General features: G+C 72.8%; 19 protein-coding genes. 10 read left to right on the top strand and 9 right to left on the bottom strand.

The genetic code is table 11. From position 1 onward, the window contains the following. From E1266_RS26680 to E1266_RS39590, 5 genes are all read right to left on the bottom strand, one after another. Positions 1-300: biotin/lipoyl-containing protein (locus E1266_RS26680; protein ID WP_347876748.1), on the bottom strand; the 300-nt coding region annotated here is incomplete at its 3' end. A gap of 35 nt (positions 301-335) precedes the next feature. Next, entirely contained in the window at positions 336-1,730 is a 1,395-nt protein-coding gene (gene lpdA / locus E1266_RS26675; RefSeq protein ID WP_132051551.1) for a dihydrolipoyl dehydrogenase, read from the bottom strand. Between the two features lie 135 nt (positions 1,731-1,865). Beyond that, positions 1,866-3,359 (bottom strand): leucyl aminopeptidase, encoded by a 1,494-nt coding sequence (locus E1266_RS26670; protein WP_132051549.1) that lies wholly within the window; start codon positions 3,357-3,359, stop codon positions 1,866-1,868. Between the two features lie 104 nt (positions 3,360-3,463). Beyond that, positions 3,464-4,222, bottom strand: coding sequence for an adenosylcobinamide-GDP ribazoletransferase (locus E1266_RS26665; RefSeq protein WP_243718912.1), 759 nt, complete (start codon positions 4,220-4,222; stop codon positions 3,464-3,466). Then, complete coding sequence (locus E1266_RS39590; RefSeq protein ID WP_243718910.1) at positions 4,219-5,169, bottom strand: bifunctional adenosylcobinamide kinase/adenosylcobinamide-phosphate guanylyltransferase; 951 nt, start codon at positions 5,167-5,169, stop codon at positions 4,219-4,221. The genes E1266_RS26665 and E1266_RS39590 overlap by 4 nt, the downstream gene beginning before the upstream one ends. 67 nt (positions 5,170-5,236) lie before the next feature. Here E1266_RS39590 and E1266_RS38955 point away from each other — a divergent pair, with 67 nt between their 5' ends. Both E1266_RS38955 and E1266_RS26650 read left to right on the top strand, forming a co-directional pair. Beyond that, positions 5,237-6,121: a thioredoxin domain-containing protein gene (locus E1266_RS38955; RefSeq protein ID WP_207945934.1), complete on the top strand. Its 885-nt coding sequence runs from the start codon at positions 5,237-5,239 to the stop codon at positions 6,119-6,121. Positions 6,122-6,185: 64 nt separating this feature from the next. After that, entirely contained in the window at positions 6,186-6,383 is a 198-nt protein-coding gene (locus tag E1266_RS26650; RefSeq protein WP_132051541.1) for a hypothetical protein, read from the top strand. Between the two features lie 71 nt (positions 6,384-6,454). Here E1266_RS26650 and E1266_RS26645 read toward each other — a convergent pair whose 3' ends face one another. Together E1266_RS26645 and E1266_RS26640 are read right to left on the bottom strand one after the other, a co-directional pair. Continuing rightward, positions 6,455-7,456, bottom strand: coding sequence for an aldo/keto reductase family protein (locus E1266_RS26645; RefSeq protein WP_132051539.1), 1,002 nt, complete (start codon positions 7,454-7,456; stop codon positions 6,455-6,457). Between the two features lie 111 nt (positions 7,457-7,567). Then, the gene (locus tag E1266_RS26640; protein WP_132051538.1) at positions 7,568-8,143 is read right to left on the bottom strand and encodes a DUF3043 domain-containing protein; all 576 of its coding nucleotides are present in this window, start codon (positions 8,141-8,143) and stop codon (positions 7,568-7,570) included. A 133-nt stretch (positions 8,144-8,276) separates the two neighbouring features. Between E1266_RS26640 and E1266_RS26635 the strand changes: the two genes are divergently transcribed. From E1266_RS26635 to E1266_RS26610, 6 genes are all read left to right on the top strand, one after another. After that, complete coding sequence (locus tag E1266_RS26635) at positions 8,277-9,080, top strand: PspA/IM30 family protein (protein WP_165966222.1); 804 nt, start codon at positions 8,277-8,279, stop codon at positions 9,078-9,080. Beyond that, the gene (locus E1266_RS26630; protein WP_132051536.1) at positions 9,077-9,355 is read left to right on the top strand and encodes a hypothetical protein; all 279 of its coding nucleotides are present in this window, start codon (positions 9,077-9,079) and stop codon (positions 9,353-9,355) included. Before E1266_RS26635 ends, E1266_RS26630 begins: the two co-directional genes overlap by 4 nt. A gap of 115 nt (positions 9,356-9,470) precedes the next feature. Beyond that, the gene (gene htpX / locus E1266_RS26625; protein WP_132051534.1) at positions 9,471-10,388 is read left to right on the top strand and encodes a zinc metalloprotease HtpX; all 918 of its coding nucleotides are present in this window, start codon (positions 9,471-9,473) and stop codon (positions 10,386-10,388) included. A 5-nt stretch (positions 10,389-10,393) separates the two neighbouring features. Continuing rightward, positions 10,394-10,963, top strand: coding sequence for a hypothetical protein (locus tag E1266_RS26620; RefSeq protein WP_132051532.1), 570 nt, complete (start codon positions 10,394-10,396; stop codon positions 10,961-10,963). A 127-nt stretch (positions 10,964-11,090) separates the two neighbouring features. Continuing rightward, on the top strand, positions 11,091-12,008 hold the full coding sequence (locus E1266_RS26615; RefSeq protein WP_132051530.1) for a M48 family metalloprotease: 918 nt from the start codon (positions 11,091-11,093) through the stop codon (positions 12,006-12,008). 1 nt (position 12,009) lies between these two features. Further along, the gene (locus tag E1266_RS26610; RefSeq protein ID WP_132051528.1) at positions 12,010-12,609 is read left to right on the top strand and encodes a hypothetical protein; all 600 of its coding nucleotides are present in this window, start codon (positions 12,010-12,012) and stop codon (positions 12,607-12,609) included. 4 nt (positions 12,610-12,613) lie between these two features. Here E1266_RS26610 and nadA read toward each other — a convergent pair whose 3' ends face one another. Continuing rightward, positions 12,614-13,768 carry a quinolinate synthase NadA gene (nadA, locus tag E1266_RS26605; protein WP_132051525.1) on the bottom strand — a complete coding sequence of 385 codons (1,155 nt, stop codon included), beginning with the start codon at positions 13,766-13,768 and terminating at the stop codon, positions 12,614-12,616. Positions 13,769-14,006: 238 nt separating this feature from the next. Between nadA and E1266_RS26600 the strand changes: the two genes are divergently transcribed. Together E1266_RS26600 and E1266_RS26595 are read left to right on the top strand one after the other, a co-directional pair. Further along, complete coding sequence (locus tag E1266_RS26600) at positions 14,007-14,369, top strand: iron-sulfur cluster assembly accessory protein (protein ID WP_131983223.1); 363 nt, start codon at positions 14,007-14,009, stop codon at positions 14,367-14,369. Positions 14,370-14,541: 172 nt separating this feature from the next. Then, on the top strand, positions 14,542-15,528 hold the full coding sequence (locus E1266_RS26595) for a carbohydrate kinase family protein (protein WP_132051523.1): 987 nt from the start codon (positions 14,542-14,544) through the stop codon (positions 15,526-15,528). A gap of 104 nt (positions 15,529-15,632) precedes the next feature. Here E1266_RS26595 and E1266_RS26590 read toward each other — a convergent pair. After that, on the bottom strand, positions 15,633-15,873 hold a 241-nt coding region (locus tag E1266_RS26590), incomplete at its 5' end, for a sulfurtransferase TusA family protein (protein WP_347876747.1).

Raw genomic sequence — 15,873 nt, 5'->3', positions numbered from 1 at the left:
CTCCTGGGCGGGGGCCTCCTGCTCCTGCGCGGCCGGGGCGCCGCCGCCCGCCGGCGCGTCGCCCTCGTCCCCGATGACCGCGAGCTCGGCGCCGACCTCGACGGTCTCGTCCTCGGCGACGGTGATGCTGGTCAGGACGCCCGAGGCGGGCGAGGGGATCTCGGTGTCGACCTTGTCGGTCGACACCTCCAGGAGCGGCTCGTCGGTCTCGACGCGCTCGCCCTCCTTCTTGAGCCAGCGGGTGACGGTGCCCTCGGTGACGCTCTCGCCGAGCTGGGGCATTGTGACGGAGACCGGCATGTCTCAGCGACTCCTTCGGAATACTTGTGCGGCGTTCAGCCGTGCACGTGCAGTGGTTTGCCGGCGAGGGCGAGGTGCGCCTCGCCGACCGCCTCGGACTGGGTCGGGTGGGGGTGGATCAGCTGGGCGACCTCGCCCGGCAGAGCCTCCCAGTTGTAGATGAGCTGGCCCTCGGCGATGAGCTCGCCGACGCGCGGGCCGACCATGTGGATGCCGAGGACGGGGCCGTCCACGGCCGCGATCACCTTGACCTCGCCCTGCGCGCCCAGGATCTTGCTCTTGGGGTTGCCCGCCAGGTCGTAGGTGACCTCCTTGATCTCGTGCCCGCGCTCCTTGGCCACGGCGGAGGTGATGCCGACGGAGGCGACCTCCGGCTCGGAGTAGGTGATGCGCGGGACGCCGTCGTAGTCGATCGGCGCCGGGCCGAGCCCGCCGAGCCGCTCGGCGACGAGGATGCCCTCGGCGAACCCGACGTGGGCGAGCTGCGGCGTCGGGACGAGGTCGCCGACGGCCGAGATGGTGGGGACGTTCGTCCGGCAGTACTCGTCGACCTTCACGAACCCGCGCTCGGTCTCGACGCCGGCCTCCGCCAGGCCGATGCCCTCGGAGACCGGGGCGCGCCCCACGGCCACCAGCAGCAGCTCGGCGTCGAAGTTCTTGCCGCCCTCCAGGGTGACGGAGACCCCGCCCTGGGTGGGCTTGACGCTCTCGAACCGGCTGCCGACCTCGAACTTGATGCCGCGCTTGCGGAACGCGCGCTCCAGCCGCTTGGAGCTGGACTCCTCCTCCAGCGGCAGCAGGTGCGGCAGCGCCTCGACGATGGTCACCTCGGCGCCGAACGAGCGCCAGACGCTGGCGAACTCGACGCCGATGACGCCGCCGCCGAGGATGACGACCGAGCCGGGGACGCGGTCGAGCCGCAGCGCGTGGTCGCTGGAGATGATCCGCTCACCGTCGATCTCCAGGCCGGGCAGCGACTTCGGCACCGATCCCGTGCCGAGCACGATGTGCCCGCCCTCGATGCTCCGGACCTGCCCCTCGCCCACGGTGACCTCCACCGTGGTAGGGCCGGTCAGCCGCCCGGAGCCGTGCACGACCTCGATGCCCCGGGTTTTGATCAGCCCGGTGAGGCCCTTCACGGTGGTCGAGATGACCTTGTCCTTGTACGCGTTCACACCGCCGATGTCGATGCCCTCGAACGTGGCCTTCACACCGAACTTCGCCGCCTCGCGGGACTGGTCCGCCACCTCGGCCGCGTGCAGCAGCGCCTTGGTGGGGATGCACCCGCGGTTCAGGCACGTCCCGCCGAGGGACTCGTCCCGCTCGATCAGTGCGACGGACATGCCGAGCTCGGCGGCGCGCAGAGCGCACGCGTAACCGCCGCTGCCGGCACCTAGGACGACGATGTCGAAGGGGCCGCTGTCAGCCACTGGTCGCTCCCTTTCCCCGGTCGTGGCACCCCGTGGATCGGGGCGCCCTGGGCGGGGCGGGGCGCACCGGTACCGGGCCCCCGCCGCCACGAGAAATCTAGTCTGTTCTCCACCCTCTGACAGCGGGCGGACCCGCTACAGAATTCCGGCGGCGACGTCCTCGGCGATCTGGACGAGCGTCCGGGCGGCGGCCCCGGTGCCGCCCTTCGGGGTGTAGCCGTAGGGCTCGCCCTTGTTGAAGGCCGGTCCGGCGATGTCGAGGTGGGCCCACTTGACGCCGTCCGGCACGAACTCCTTCAGGAAGATGCCGGCGACCAGCATGCCGCCCCACCGCTCGCCGCTGATGTTGGCGATGTCGGCGACCGCCGAGTCGAGGCCCTTGCGCAGCTCCGCCGGAAGGGGCATGCCCCACGACTGCTCCCCGGCGCGCTCGGCCGCCGCCACCACCTTCTCACGGACGGCGTCGTCGTTGGCCATGACCCCGGTCGTCCGGGTGCCGAGCGCGACGAGCTGCGCGCCGGTCAGCGTGGCCACGTCCACGATCAGGTCGGGGGAGTCCTCGCCCGCGCGGACGAGGGCGTCGGCCAGGACGAGCCGGCCCTCGGCGTCGGTGTTGAGGACCTCCACGGTCTTGCCGCCGTAGATGCGCAGGACGTCGGACGGGCGCTGCGCGGTACCGCTCGGCATGTTCTCAGCGATGGCCAGGTAGCCCACCACGTTGACCTTGGGGCCGAGCTTCGCGATGCCGGCCAGCGCGCCGAGCACCGCCGCGGCGCCGCCCATGTCGGACTTCATCCAGTCCATCGCCTCGGCGGGCTTGAGGGACAGGCCGCCCGAGTCGAACGTGATGCCCTTGCCGATCAGGGCGAGTGTCTTGGACGCCTCCGGGTGGGCGTAGGAGAGGCGGACGAGCCGCGGCGGGTTCACCGAGCCCTGCCCGACGCCCGCGATGCCGCCGTAGCCGCCGTCCACCAGGGCCTTCTCGTCCAGGATCTGGACGGACAGGCCGGTCTCGCCCGCGACCCGCTCGGCCTCGCCGGCGAGGTCCTCGGGGGACAGGTGGGACGGCGGGGTGTTGACCAGGTCGCGGACGAGCCTGACCGACTCGGCGAGGATCCGGGCGCGCTCCACGGCGGCGCCGGCGCCGTCCGCGGCCGCGATCAGCCGGATCTCCTCGACGGGGCTCTTGTGCTCGCCGCCGGTGCGGTAGGAGTCGAAGGAGTACGCGCCGAGCAGGGCGCCGAGCGCCACGGCCTCCACGTTCTCGGCGGTCCCGCCGGCCTCGGTGCCGGGCAGGGCCACGGCGACCCTGGACGTGCCGGCGAGGGAGCGGACCGCGGCGCCGGCGGCGCGGCGGACGTCCTCGGCGGAGGGGTCCTCGCCCAGTCCGGCGGCGACGACGACCTTGGCGGTGACGGCGCCGAGCGCGGGCAGCTTCGTGATCTCACCGGCCTTGCCGGTGGCGCCCAGCGCGGCCAGGGCCTCGGCGAGCCTCCCGTCCAGCGCGCGGTCGAGGTCCTCCGAGCCGGCGGCCGGCGCGGGGCCCGCCTCCGCCGGGGAGACGCCGACGACGATCGCGTCGACGTCGATGCTGGCCAGGGCTTCGCTGTCAAGGCTGATGCTCGTCACGTAGCACGATGTTAGTCCTCCTCGTGACCGCTTTCGTCTTTTTCGATCAAGCGTCGCAAGTCCGGGCGGCCGCCTCCGGCGGGACCTGCGGCCCCTCGGCGCGCTCAGGGGAGCGAGATGAGGACGATCAGCGCGGCGGTCGTCGCGATCTCGACCAGGGCGCCGAGGACGTCCCCCGTCACCCCGCCCAGCCGCCGCACGGCGTGCCGGAGCAGCACCAGGGCGGCGGCGGTCCCGGCCGCCACTGCGGCTGGCCCGTGCAGTGCGCCGCCGAGACCGCCGGAGGCCGCGCCCACGGCGGCCGCCGCCGCCAGCACGGCCGCCGTGACGGCCGCCGCCGCAGGGGTCGGGACGGTGCCCGCCACGAGGGCGCCGAGGCCGCCGGGGCGCGCGGACGGGACGCCCGTGCGGCAGGCCCAGGGGAGTGCCAGCCGTCCCGTGACGGACGCGATCAGCACCGCGACGGCGGGGTCGGGCGCCGAGGCCAGGGCGGCGACCTGGATCAGCAGCGTCAGCAGCAGCGCGACGACGCCGAACGGGCCGATGTCGGACCGCTTCATGATCTCCAGCGCCTCGGCGGCGGGGCGGCCGCTGCCGAGGCCGTCCGCGAGGTCCGCGAGGCCGTCCAGGTGCAGCGCCCGGGTGGCGGCCGCCGTCGCGGCGACCGCGAGCGCCGCCGCGGGCAGCGGGGCCAGCCCGAGCAGGTCGCCCGCGAGCAGGACCAGCGCCGCGGCCCCGCCGGTGACCAGGCCGGCGGCGGGGGCGAGCAGCATCGCCCGGCGCGCGGTCTCCCGGTCGACCCGGCCGGTGCCCGCCGGGACGACGGTCAGCAGCGTGACCGCCAGCCGCAGGCCCGCGATCACCGGAGCTCCATGACGCGTCCCGCCACGACCAGCGCCGCCTCCTCGGACTCGGCCGCGAGCCGCTGGTTGAGCCGGCCGAGCAGGTCGCCGAACGCCCGCCCGGACGGCGTCACCGGCACCAGCGACAGGCCGACCTCCTCGCTCACCGCCACCACGCGCGCCCGCGTGCCGCGCCACGCCGACACGAGTTCGTCCAGGCGCGGCCGCACGCGGAACGGGTCGTCCCATGCGGCGGTCTCGTCCATCGCCGCGGCGAGCCAAGTGCCGATGCCGTCCACCAGCACCGCGCCCGTCGCGGACGCCAGGACGCCCGCCAGGTCCGTCGTCTCGGCCGTCTCCCACCAGGCCGGGCGGCGGCGCCGATGGGCGGCGACGCGCTCCCGCCATTCCGGATCGCCGCCGGACGGTCCCGTGGCGACGTAGCGGACCTCCGCGCACGCGGCCAGCCGGAGCTCCGCCTCGGCGGACTTGCCCGACCGCGTCCCGCCCAGCAGGAGGGTTCGGTGCGGACCGTCCTGCGGCTGCTTCCAGAACGCCATGCGGCGTTCCAGCTCGGCCGGTGACGGCAGCCGGTGGTCGACGTGGACGGCCGCCACCTCCGTCCTGGACGTCACCGCCCCGAGGCGGCGCAGCCTGCCGAGGTGCTCCGGCGAACCGGCCAGGTCCAGCAGGACGGCGTCGTACTCCACGCCGCCGGCGGGCTCGGGCAGGGCACCGGGACCGGCCGCGACCAGCACGCGCCGCCCCTGCGGGCCGCGCACCTCGTAGCCGCCGGGCACGCCGGTGCGAGGGCGGTCCGCCAGCGGCACCCCGCCGACGAGGATGCGGTCCGGGGTGGCCGGCTCGTACCGGACGCCGGCGGCGCGCAGGCGGCTGCAGGACGCGCAGCGGCAGTCCGGCGCGGGCCATCCGTCCGGGGCGGCGATTCCGCGAAGCTCGATGTACATATCGTCCGGAACTCTATGGTTATACGTTCACCGGCAAGGATCACGACCGTCCCCGCAGGAGGCCCTGGTGGGCAACCCCCCGAAAGCACCATGGCCGGGCCAGCCGGGTCCGGGTGGGCAGCCGCCCTACGGCCCGCCTCCCGGCCCTCCGGGCGGTCCGCCGCCCGGAGGCCCCGGCTGGCCGTCCGGCTCACCCGGCCCGTACGGACCGCCGCCGCCCTCGGGGGGCGGCTGCGGCTGCGGCGTCGGCCTGGTGATCGGGCTGGTCGCCGGCGGACTGGCCCTCGTCCTGGTGCTGGGCTTGGCCGTGGCCCTCTTCCTCTCGACGTCGGAGGAGGAGGGCGACGGCGGCGGCGTCCGGCTGGAGGCCGGAAAGATCGCCGGTGGGGCGGAGGCCACGCCGCAGGCCGACGGGTCGCTGGCGATGGCCAGGCCGGGCGTCACCTCGCCCGTGGTCGACGTCTACGAGGACTTCGCCTGCCCGCACTGCGGCGACTTCGACCGCAAGCACGACCCCATGCTCAAGGAGCTGGCGGTCTCGGGAAAGGCCAAGGTCGTGTTCCGCCCGATGCTCGTCTTCAGCGAGAGCCGGCGGATCGCGCACGACAACTCGCTCCGGGCCGCCGCAGCGCTGCGCTGCGTGGGCGACGGCGCGCGCTGGCTCTCCTACCAGGACGCCCTGTACGCGAACCAGCCGTCGAGCCTCGACACGCCGGGCTACTCCACGGAGGAGCTGATCTCCCACGCGGAGAAGCTCGGGCTCACCGGCGACGGCTTCCGGTCATGTGTCGAGAGCCAGCGCTATGCCCAGAGCGTGAAGACGGTCAGCAGGGGCTACATCGACTCCGGCATCCAGGGCACGCCCAGCGTGCAGGTGAACGGCCGCACGCTCGCCTCGTCCGACACCGAGACCCCGGAGGCCCTGCGCCGCGCCATCGAATCCGCCTCCTGACCGGATCCGCGCCCCGGGGCCGCGTTCCGGTTAGTCTCACCGGCGACGAGGGAGGTCGGAAGCGATGGCGTGGAGCTGGCGTTTGGAGAAGGCCGACGGGCGATCGGTCGGCGTGGCGGAGGAGACCTTCTCCACCCAGGCGGACGCGGAGAGCTGGCTGGGGGAGAACTGGCGGGGGCTGCGCGCGGACGACGTCGACAAGGTGGTCCTGCTGGACGGTGAGACGCTCGTCTACGAGATGAGCCTGCACGAACCGGACTAGCGCCGAACGCGGGAGGGCGGCGGAGCCGGGCTCCGCCGCCCTCCGCACCGGTGCGGGTCCGCCCGGCCGGGTCAGGGGCGCTCGCGCGGGCTCTTGGTCAGGGCCGGGTCGCGGATGACGACCGGGTCGAGGACGTCGTCGATCCGCTTCAGCACGTCGGCGTCCAGCTTCACCCCGGCGGCCCTGACGTTGTCGGCGACCTGCTCGGGACGGCTCGCGCCCACCAGCGCCGCCGACACGTTCGGGTTCTGCAGCGTCCAGGCGATGGCGAGCTGCGCCATCGAGAGGCCGAGGTCGTCCGCGATCGGCTCGAGGTCCTGCACGCGGGTCAGCAGGTCGTCGTCCAGGAAGCGCTTGATCATGTTGGCGCCGCCCTTGTCGTCGGTGGCGCGCGACCCCTCGGGCAGCGGCCGACCCGGCTTGTACTTGCCGGTCAGCACGCCCTGCGCGATCGGCGACCAGACGAGCTGGCCGATGCCCTCCCGCTCGCACAGCGGGACGACCTCCGCCTCGATGACCCGCCACAGCATCGAGTACTGCGGCTGGCTGGAGACGATCCGGTCGAACCCCATCTCGTCGGCGATCTTGAGGGCCCGCTCGATCTCCTCCGCCCGCCACTCCGAGACGCCGACGTAGAGGACCTTGCCCTGCCGGACGAGGTCGTCGAACGCCCGCAGCGTCTCCTCCAGCGGGGTCTCGTAGTCGAACCGGTGGGCCTGGTAGAGGTCCACGTAGTCGGTCCCGAGCCGGCGCAGGGAGGCGTGCGCCGACTCCATGATGTGCTTGCGCGACAGGCCCCGGTCGTTCACGCCGGGGCCGGTGGGCCAGTAGACCTTGGTGAAGATCTCCAGCCCCTCGCGGCGCTGCCCCTTGAGCGCGCGCCCGAGGACCTCCTCGGCGCGCGTTCCGGCGTAGACGTCCGCGGTGTCGAAGGTGGTGATCCCCTCGTCGAGGGCCGCGCGCACGCACGCGCGCGCCGCGTCCTCCTCGACCTGGGAGCCGTGGGTGAGCCAGTTGCCGTAGGCGATCTCGCTGATCTTCAGACCGCTCCGGCCCAGGTTTCGGAACTCCATGATGCCGACCCTAACCGGGCCGGGGGCCCCTGCGGCCGGTTGCGGACGGCACGGAACGGCCGGGCAGCGCCGACCGGAGCCGCCGGCCGGACGCCGCCGGTCAGGCGCCCGTCAGACCTTGTCCTTCTCGCCGATCTTCACCCGGGGGTTCGGGATGCGGAGCCGGCGGATCTGCATGGCGCGCATCGCCGCGTACATCCCGACGCCCTTGGCGCTCTCGTCGGGGTAGCGCTCGGCGGCCAGCCGCTTGATGCCGCGGCTCAGCAGGATGCCCTCGGCGAACACCACGAAGAGCAGCACCGGTGGCGCGAACAGCACCAGCAGCCGGGCGATCGGGATCGGCATCATGCTCAGCAGCACGATCGCGAACATGCCGTACATCAGGTAGGAGCCGACGGTGCGGCGCGAGTCGACGTAGTCGCGCGCGAGCCTGCGGACGGGGCCCTTGTCCCGCTTGAGCAGGTGCTCCTCGTTGCCCTTGGCCATGCCCTGGCGCACCTTGGCGCGCTCGGCGGCCTGCTTCTCGCGCAGCTTCTTGTACGCCTCCTTGCGGTTGGCGGGGGCGGTGATCGGCTGCCGGCGAAGCTTCTCGGCGTCCCGCCGCTTGGGCGTGGGGCGCCCCTTGCCTCCCGGCTTTACTACCTGAGGAGGATTCGGCGGGGCCTCAGGGGTACGACGCTTGAACACGGGATCAGCCTACCGGGCTGCGAACATCGTGGCTGCCTCGCGCGTTAACGCGTAGGGTGATAAGAACCCCAGCAGTGGTCATTGAGCCCAGTTCACGACTGAGGCGACAGCACGAAGGGACCGGCGCCGCGCGATGAGCGTGATGAAAAGAATGTCGATGATCTTCAAGGCCAAGGCCAACAAGGCGTTGGACCGGGCCGAGGATCCTCGCGAGACCCTCGATTACTCCTACCAGCGACAGCTGGAGATGCTGCAGAAGGTCCGACGGGGGGTCGCCGACGTCGCCACCTCGCGCAAGCGACTGGAGCTGCAGATCAACCAGCTGGAGCAGCAGCAGAGCAAGCTGACCGACCAGGGCAAGAAGGCCCTGCAGGTCGGCCGGGAGGACCTCGCCCGCGAGGCGCTGACCCGCCGGTCCGGGCTGGAGGGCCAGCTGAACGACCTGCGCGCCCAGTACCAGCAGCTGCAGGGCGAGGAGGAGAAGCTCACGCTCGCCTCCCAGCGGCTGCAGGCCAAGGTCGACTCCTTCCGCACCCGCAAGGAGACGATCAAGGCGACCTACACGGCCGCCGAGGCGCAGACCAAGATCAACGAGGCGTTCTCCGGCATCTCCGAGGAGATGGGCGACGTCGGCCTGGCCATCCAGCGCGCCGAGGAGAAGACCGACACGATGAAGGCGCGCGCCGGCGCCATCGACGAGCTGCTCGCCTCCGGTGCCCTGGAGGACTTCTCCGGTCCGAAGGACGACATCCAGGCCGAGCTCGACCGGATGGGCTCCGGCCCCGGCGTCGACCTCGAGCTGGAGCGGCTGAAGGCCGAGCTGGGCCAGGGCCCCGCGCCCAAGGAGCTGAACCAGGGCACGCCGACGGCGCAGCCGCAGCAGCAGGAGAACCCCCAGCAGGCCCAGTGGCCGCAGAACCCCGGGGGTGCCCAGTGATCGTCCGCCTCATGGGCGAGGGTCAGCTGGACGTGGCCGAGGAGGAGCTGCCCGCCCTCAACTCGCTCGACGACCAGCTGGAGTCGGCGATCGAGTCGGGCGACGAGGCGACCTTCCGCGCCGCACTGCACGCGCTGCTGGAGAACGTCCGCAAGGTGGGCCGGCCGCTGCCGCCGGACAGCCTGGCGCCCTCCGAGCTGATCCTCCCCCCGGCGGACGCGCACATCGACGAGGTGCGCTCGATGCTGGGGGACGAGGGGCTGATCCCCGACTGACGATCGGTCCGCGCCCCTCGGCGCCCCCGGCCGAAGTGGACGCTCAGGCACAAAACGATGGTTTTGTGCGTTGTTACAAATGAATACCGATCCGGGGTGCACAGGGGGTGGCCGCATGGCCAGAACGCGCTACGCCTCCGACAGGGGGCTCACGTCGCGGATGCTCGTGACGATGTTCCTGCTGGGGCTTGTCTACGTCGTCTTCGTGGGGGCGTTCTTCGTCTTCGTCCCCGAATGGGCAGTGGTCGCGCTGGTCGGGGCGGGCCTGTTCCTGCTCGCCCAGTACTTCTTCTCCGACAAGATGACGCTGTTCGCCATGCGCGGCCGGATCGTCTCGCCGCGGGAGGCTCCTGAGCTGCACGGCGTCATCGACCGGATCTGCGCGATGTCGGACGCGCCGAAGCCGAAGGTCGCGATCGCCGACTCCGACGTGCCGAACGCGTTCGCCACCGGGCGCAACCAGAAGAACGCCGTCGTCTGCGTCACCACCGGGCTGCTGCGCCGGCTCGACCCGGTGGAGCTGGAGGGCGTCCTCGCGCACGAGATGGCGCACGTCGCGCACCGGGACGTCGCGGTCATGACGATCGCCTCGTTCCTCGGCATCCTCGCGGGCCTGATCACCCGGTTCGGGCTCTACGCGGGGCTGTGGGGCGGCTTCGGGAGCCGCAACCGGGACCAGAACACGGGGCTGATCCTGCTCGCCGTGGTCGCCGCCAGCGCCCTGGCCTACGCGATCAGCTTCCTGCTCACCCGGGCGCTGTCGCGCTACCGCGAGCTGTCGGCCGACCGCGCCGCCGCGCTGCTGACGGGGCGCCCCTCGGCGCTGGCCAGCGCGCTGACGAAGGTCACCGGGGACATCGCCCGGATCCCGACCAGGGACCTGCGGTCCGCGCAGGCGTTCAACGCGTTCTTCTTCACCCCGGCGCTCGGCCGGGGCGTCAGCGTCTCGTCGCTGTTCTCGACGCACCCGCCGCTGGAGAAGCGGCTCGCCCAGCTCTCGAAGATCTCCGACCAGCTCAGCAGGGGAGTGTAGAACCGGTGGGTTTCCTGGACACGCTGCTCGGCCGCTCCAAGCCGGCCAAGCCCGACCTCGACCGGCTGTTCGGGCTCTCGACGGCCGCGATCACCCTGGAGGCGGCGACCGGGTTCACCCCGACGGGCCTCGGCTCGGTGTGCTTCCGCGCGGCGGAGGGCGGCGCGTTCGCGCGGCTGCAGCGGGACGTCCAGGAACTGCTGGACGCCGACGAGGGGCCCAAGGTCGAGATCAGCACCGACTCCTACGGCTACACGTGGATCCTGAACCGGCACGACCCGGCGGAACTGCCCGCCCTCGTCACCGACCTGCACGCGGTGAACGCGACGCTGGAGGCGAACGGCTTCGGCCCGCACCTGCTGGTCTCGCTGGTGGGCTTCCGCGGCCCCGAGGGGCAGCGCCTCGCCCTTGTCTACCTCTACAAGCGCGGCACGTTCTACCCGTTCGCCCCGCTCCCCGGGGACAAGCGCGACAACGCGCTGGAGCTCCAGGTGCGCGGCGCGGTCGGCGCCGACCTGCCGTTCGAGGACGACCTCGGCCGCTGGTTCCCCGTCTGGGGCGCCCCGGGTCTCTGACCGGGACCCCCGCCCATGAACAGGCACCGTGATCCCCGGACCGTGAACAGGCACCGTGACCGAGTCGTGTCCGATATGTGTGTCACAAGACGCTGAACGCCGCCCGCGCCCGGGCTAGCGTCCGGCCATGGCGCCCTCCCGTGACGCTCCCGACTCCGGGCTGACCTGGCGGATGCTCGCCACGGCGGTCCTGGTCGCGCTCGTGTACGCGGCCGCCGTGCTGCCCGTGTTCCTCGCCGGTCCGGTGTGGGGCGCGGCCGCGGCGGCCGCCGCGGTGGCCCTCGCGGTCCTCTCGGCCCGCGCGGCGGACCGGGTGGCGCTCTACGCGATGGACGCCCGCCTCGTCACTTCCAGCGAGGAGCCGGAGCTGCACGCCGTCCTGGACCGGCTGTGCATGTCGTCCGGCCTGCCCAAGCCCCGGCTCGCCGTCTCCGCGCTGGACACGCCCAACGCGTTCGCCGCCGGGTCGGGACCGGGGTCGGCGGTGGTGTGCGTCACCGGTGGGCTGCGCTCGCGCCTCGAACCGGGCGAGCTGGCCGCCGTCCTCGCCCACGAGACCGCGCACGTCGCCAACCGGGACGTGCTCGTCGGGGCGATCGCCACGTTCCCCGCCCTGTGCGCCGGGCTGTTCCTCGGCTGGTGGACGGGCCTCCTCACCGGCCGCGACAGGCACGGCGCCGGGCGCGCGGCGGCCTTCGCGGGCGGCGCGGTCCTGCTGCCGCTGGGTATCGCGGCGGCCGTGCTGTACGCCGTCGGCATGCTGGTGGGGCTCTCCCTGTCACGGCACAGGGAGCTGTGCGCCGACTCCACCGGGGCGCTGCTCACCGGTCGCCCCTCCGACCTCGTGTCGGCCCTGGACAAGATCAGCGACGGGCTCCGGGACGCGTCCCGGGACGACCTGCGGGCGCTGCGCCCGGTGAGCGCACTGTGCGTGGTCGGGGCGCGCGGCGGCGGCGCGGCCGGGCTGCTGTCCAGCCACCCCCCGCTGGAGCGGCGCCGGGAGCAGCTGTCGGCCATCTCCTGGCGGCTCGCGAGCGGCGGCTGACGTGGGGTTCCTGGACGGCGTGCTCGGACGCCGCGTGCCCGGCATGCCGGACCTGGACCGGCTGTTCGACCTGCCGCCCGCCGTGGCGGCGCTGGAGGCCGCGACGGGCTTCGCCCCGGACGGCACGGGCGCCGTCTGCCACCGCCTCGTGGAGGGCGGCCCGTTCGGCGCCTTCGACCGCGTGCAGCGCGACGTCGCCCGGCTCCTGCGCGACGACCCGGGCCGCGAGACGGGCCTCAGCGCGGGCCCGCACGGCTGGGGGTGGGCGCACGTCACCCGCCCGCCGGACGCGTTCGAGCGGCTGGTCGCCGACCTGCACATGGTCGGCGCCACGCTGACCGCCGCCGGCTACGGGCCCTACCTGCTCTGCTCGGTGACCGGCTTCCGCAGGGGGGACGAGCCGCAGCGGCTCCTCCTGGTCCATTCGCCCGGCCGCGGCACGTTCTACCCGTTCGCCCCCCGCCCGCCAGGCGAGCAGGGGGCGCGCGGCCGCAACAATCTGGTCGAGACGCGGGCGCGCGAGGCGCTCGCGGAGAGGCTGCCCGTGGAACCCGACACCGCCAGGTGGTTCCCCCTCTGGGACGCGCCCGGCCTGCCTTAGGCCCTCAGGGAAGGGCGAGCATCTGGTCGAGGGCCACGCGGGCGTAGTGCGCGGTCTCCTCGTCCACCTGGATGACGTTCTGCACGTCGCCCCGCGCCAGCGACTCCAGCGACAGCACCAGGTGCGGCAGGTCGATCCGGTTCATCGTGGAGCAGTAGCAGACGGTCTTGTCGAGGAACATGACGTTCTTGTCCGGGTGGGCGTTCGCCAGCCGCCGGACGAGGTTCAGCTCGGTGCCGATGGCCCAGGCCGAGCCGGGCTCCGCCGCCTCGATCGTCTTGATGATGTACTCGGTCGACCCGATCTGGTCGGCCGCGGTGACGACCTCGTGGCGGCACTCCGGGTGCACCAGGACGTTCACGCCGGGAACGCGCTCCCTGACCTCGTTGACCGAGTCCAGGCTGAACCGGCCGTGCACCGAGCAGTGGCCGCGCCAGAGGATCATCTTCGCGTCCCTGAGCCGCTGCGGCGTCAGGCCGCCCTCCCGGCGGTGCGGGCTGTAGACGACGCAGTCGTCCAGTGAGAGGCCCATCTGCAGGACGGCGGTGTTGCGGCCGAGGTGCTGGTCGGGCAGGAACAGGACCTTCTTGCCCTTCCCGTAGGCCCAGTCCAGAGCGCGCTTGGCGTTGGACGAGGTGCACACGACACCGCCGTGCCGTCCGACGAACGCCTTGATGTCGGCCGAGGAGTTCATGTAGGTGACGGGGACGACGTCGTCGGCGACGCCCGCGTCCTCCAGGACGTCCCAGCAGTCCTCGACCTGGTCGAAGGTGGCCATGTCGGCCATCGAGCAGCCGGCGCCGAGGTCGGGCAGGATCACCCGCTGGTGGGCGGCGGTGAGGATGTCGGCCGACTCCGCCATGAAGTGGACGCCGCAGAACACCACGTAGGGGGCGTCCGGCCGGGCCGCGGCCTGCTGGGCCAGCTTGAACGAGTCGCCGGTGACGTCCGCGAACTGGATGACCTCGTCCCGCTGGTAGTGGTGGCCCAGCACGAACACCTGCCCGCCGAGGGCCGCCTTGGCGACGCGGGCCCGCTCGACGAGCGCCGGGTCGGAGGCGGGCGGCAGCTCCCCGGGACAGTCGACACCGCGCTCGCTGGCGGGGTCGGTGCCGCTGCCGAGCAGCAGCAGCGGAAGGTCGCGTGTCGTCGTGGTCACGGCGTTCTCCCTTCGCGACGGAGGACTTATCGTCGCTTTGACGACTAATGATTGCACATCCCCGGCCCGGCGGTGATGTGACGTAGGACGCACCCCCTCGTGGTGTTAGCGGAGACCGATACGCGGAATGGGCCTGTGGCGAGGTACGTTGTCCTACGGGAAGGGGCGTACGACGTCCTCGAGGACAAGCGACACTCCGCCGCCCCGCGCGGCGCAGCGAGACCCGGGAGCTGAACACATGACGGTTTCAGGCGAGACCACGCAGGAGACCACGCAGCAGGGCGTCAACCTCACCGACGCCGCCGCCGAGAAGGCCAAGGGCCTGCTCGAGCAGGAGGGCCGCGACGACCTTGCGCTGCGTGTCGCCGTGCAGCCGGGCGGCTGCTCCGGCCTGATCTACCAGCTCTTCTTCGACGAGCGCGAGATGGACGGCGACCAGATCCAGGACTTCGGCGGGCTGTCGGTCCGCGTCGACCGGATGAGCGCCCCCTACCTCACCGGAGCGACCATCGACTTCGTCGACTCCATCGAGAAGCAGGGCTTCACGATCGACAACCCGAACGCGTCGGGCTCCTGCGCCTGCGGCGACTCCTTCAACTGAGCCGCGTTCGGTGAAGCGCCCGCGGAGGGGCGGCCGGGGACCTTGCCCGGCCGCCTCTCTACGGTTGCCCGGCGCACTCCAGCAGTGATCCATGGTGCGATGGGGAAGTAGTCTTTCCGGGTTCGAAACAGCCGGCGAACAGCCGGACGACCACGACGAGGAGAGCGGCTCCGTGCGCATCGCCGTGACAGGCTCCATCGCTACCGACCATCTGATGACCTTCCCCGGAAGGTTCACCGACCAGCTCCTGCCCGATCAGCTGGCCCGGGTATCGCTGTCCTTCCTGGTGGACGAGCTGGAGATCCGCCGCGGCGGGATCGCCGCCAACATCTGCTTCGGCATGGGGAGCCTCGGCAAGGACTCGGTCCTCGTCGGCTCGGTCGGCGACGACTTCGCCGACTACCGCTCCTGGCTCGAGCGGCACGCCGTCGACACCGCGTCCGTGCACGTGTCGGAGATCCACCACACCGCCCGCTTCCTGTGCACCACCGACCAGGAGCAGAACCAGATCGCGACGTTCTACGCGGGCGCGATGAGCGAGGCCCGCTCCATCGAGATCAAGCCGGTCGCCGACCGCGTCGGCGGCCTCGACCTCGTCGTCATCAGCCCGAACGACCCCGAGGCGATGCTCCGGCACACCGACGAGTGCCGCACCCGCGGCATCCCGTTCGCCGCCGACCCGTCCCAGCAGCTCGCCCGGATGGAGGGGACCGAGGTCCGCCGCCTCATCGACGGCGCCGCCTACCTGTTCAGCAACGACTACGAGCGGGCGCTCGCCGAGGAGAAGACCGGCTGGAGCGGCGAGGAGATCCTCGGCCGCGTCGGCGTCCGCGTCACCACCCTCGGCGCCAAGGGCGTCGTCATCGACCGCGAGGGCGAGGAGGGCCTGCACGTCCCGTGCCTCCCGGTCGAGAACGTCGTCGACCCGACCGGCGTCGGCGACGCCTTCCGCGCCGGCTTCCTGACGGCGACGGCCTGGAACCTGCCGCTGGAGCGCGCCGCCCAGGTCGGCTGCGCCATCGCCGCGCACGCGCTCGAGGCCGCCGGCCCGCAGGAGTACACCCTGTCCCGCCAGGGCTTCCTCGACCGCTTCGCCGCCGCCTACGGGTCCGACGCGGCCGACGAGATCGCTCCCCACCTGAGCTGCCCCGCCCCGTAGCCGCTCCCTCGACCGCCACGTGAAAGGGCCGCGCCCCCCGGGCGCGGCCCTTCATCGTCCGCGGAACGGGGCCGGTGCCCGGCCCGCCCTTCCGCGCACGCGCGTCAGTACATGCGGCGGATGTGGAACCCCCAGCCGCCCTGCGGGAGCGTCTCCTCCCACACGAACTCCTGCGACTTCATGCGGCACCAGGCGGGGACGTCGGTCCGGGCCGCGGCGTCGTCGGCGAGCACGGCGATGATCTGCCCGACCGGGACCTCGCGGATCCGCTCGGCCACCATGATGATCGGGATGGGGCACTTGCGGCCGAGCGCGTCGATGACGAGCGCGGGCGGGGGGCCGGCG

The organism is Actinomadura sp. 7K534 (assembly GCF_004348575.1).
Lineage (GTDB): Bacteria > Actinomycetota > Actinomycetes > Streptosporangiales > Streptosporangiaceae > Spirillospora > Spirillospora livida.
Note: the sequence above shows the minus strand (reverse complement) of the source record. Positions and strands in the feature narration are given on the sequence as shown.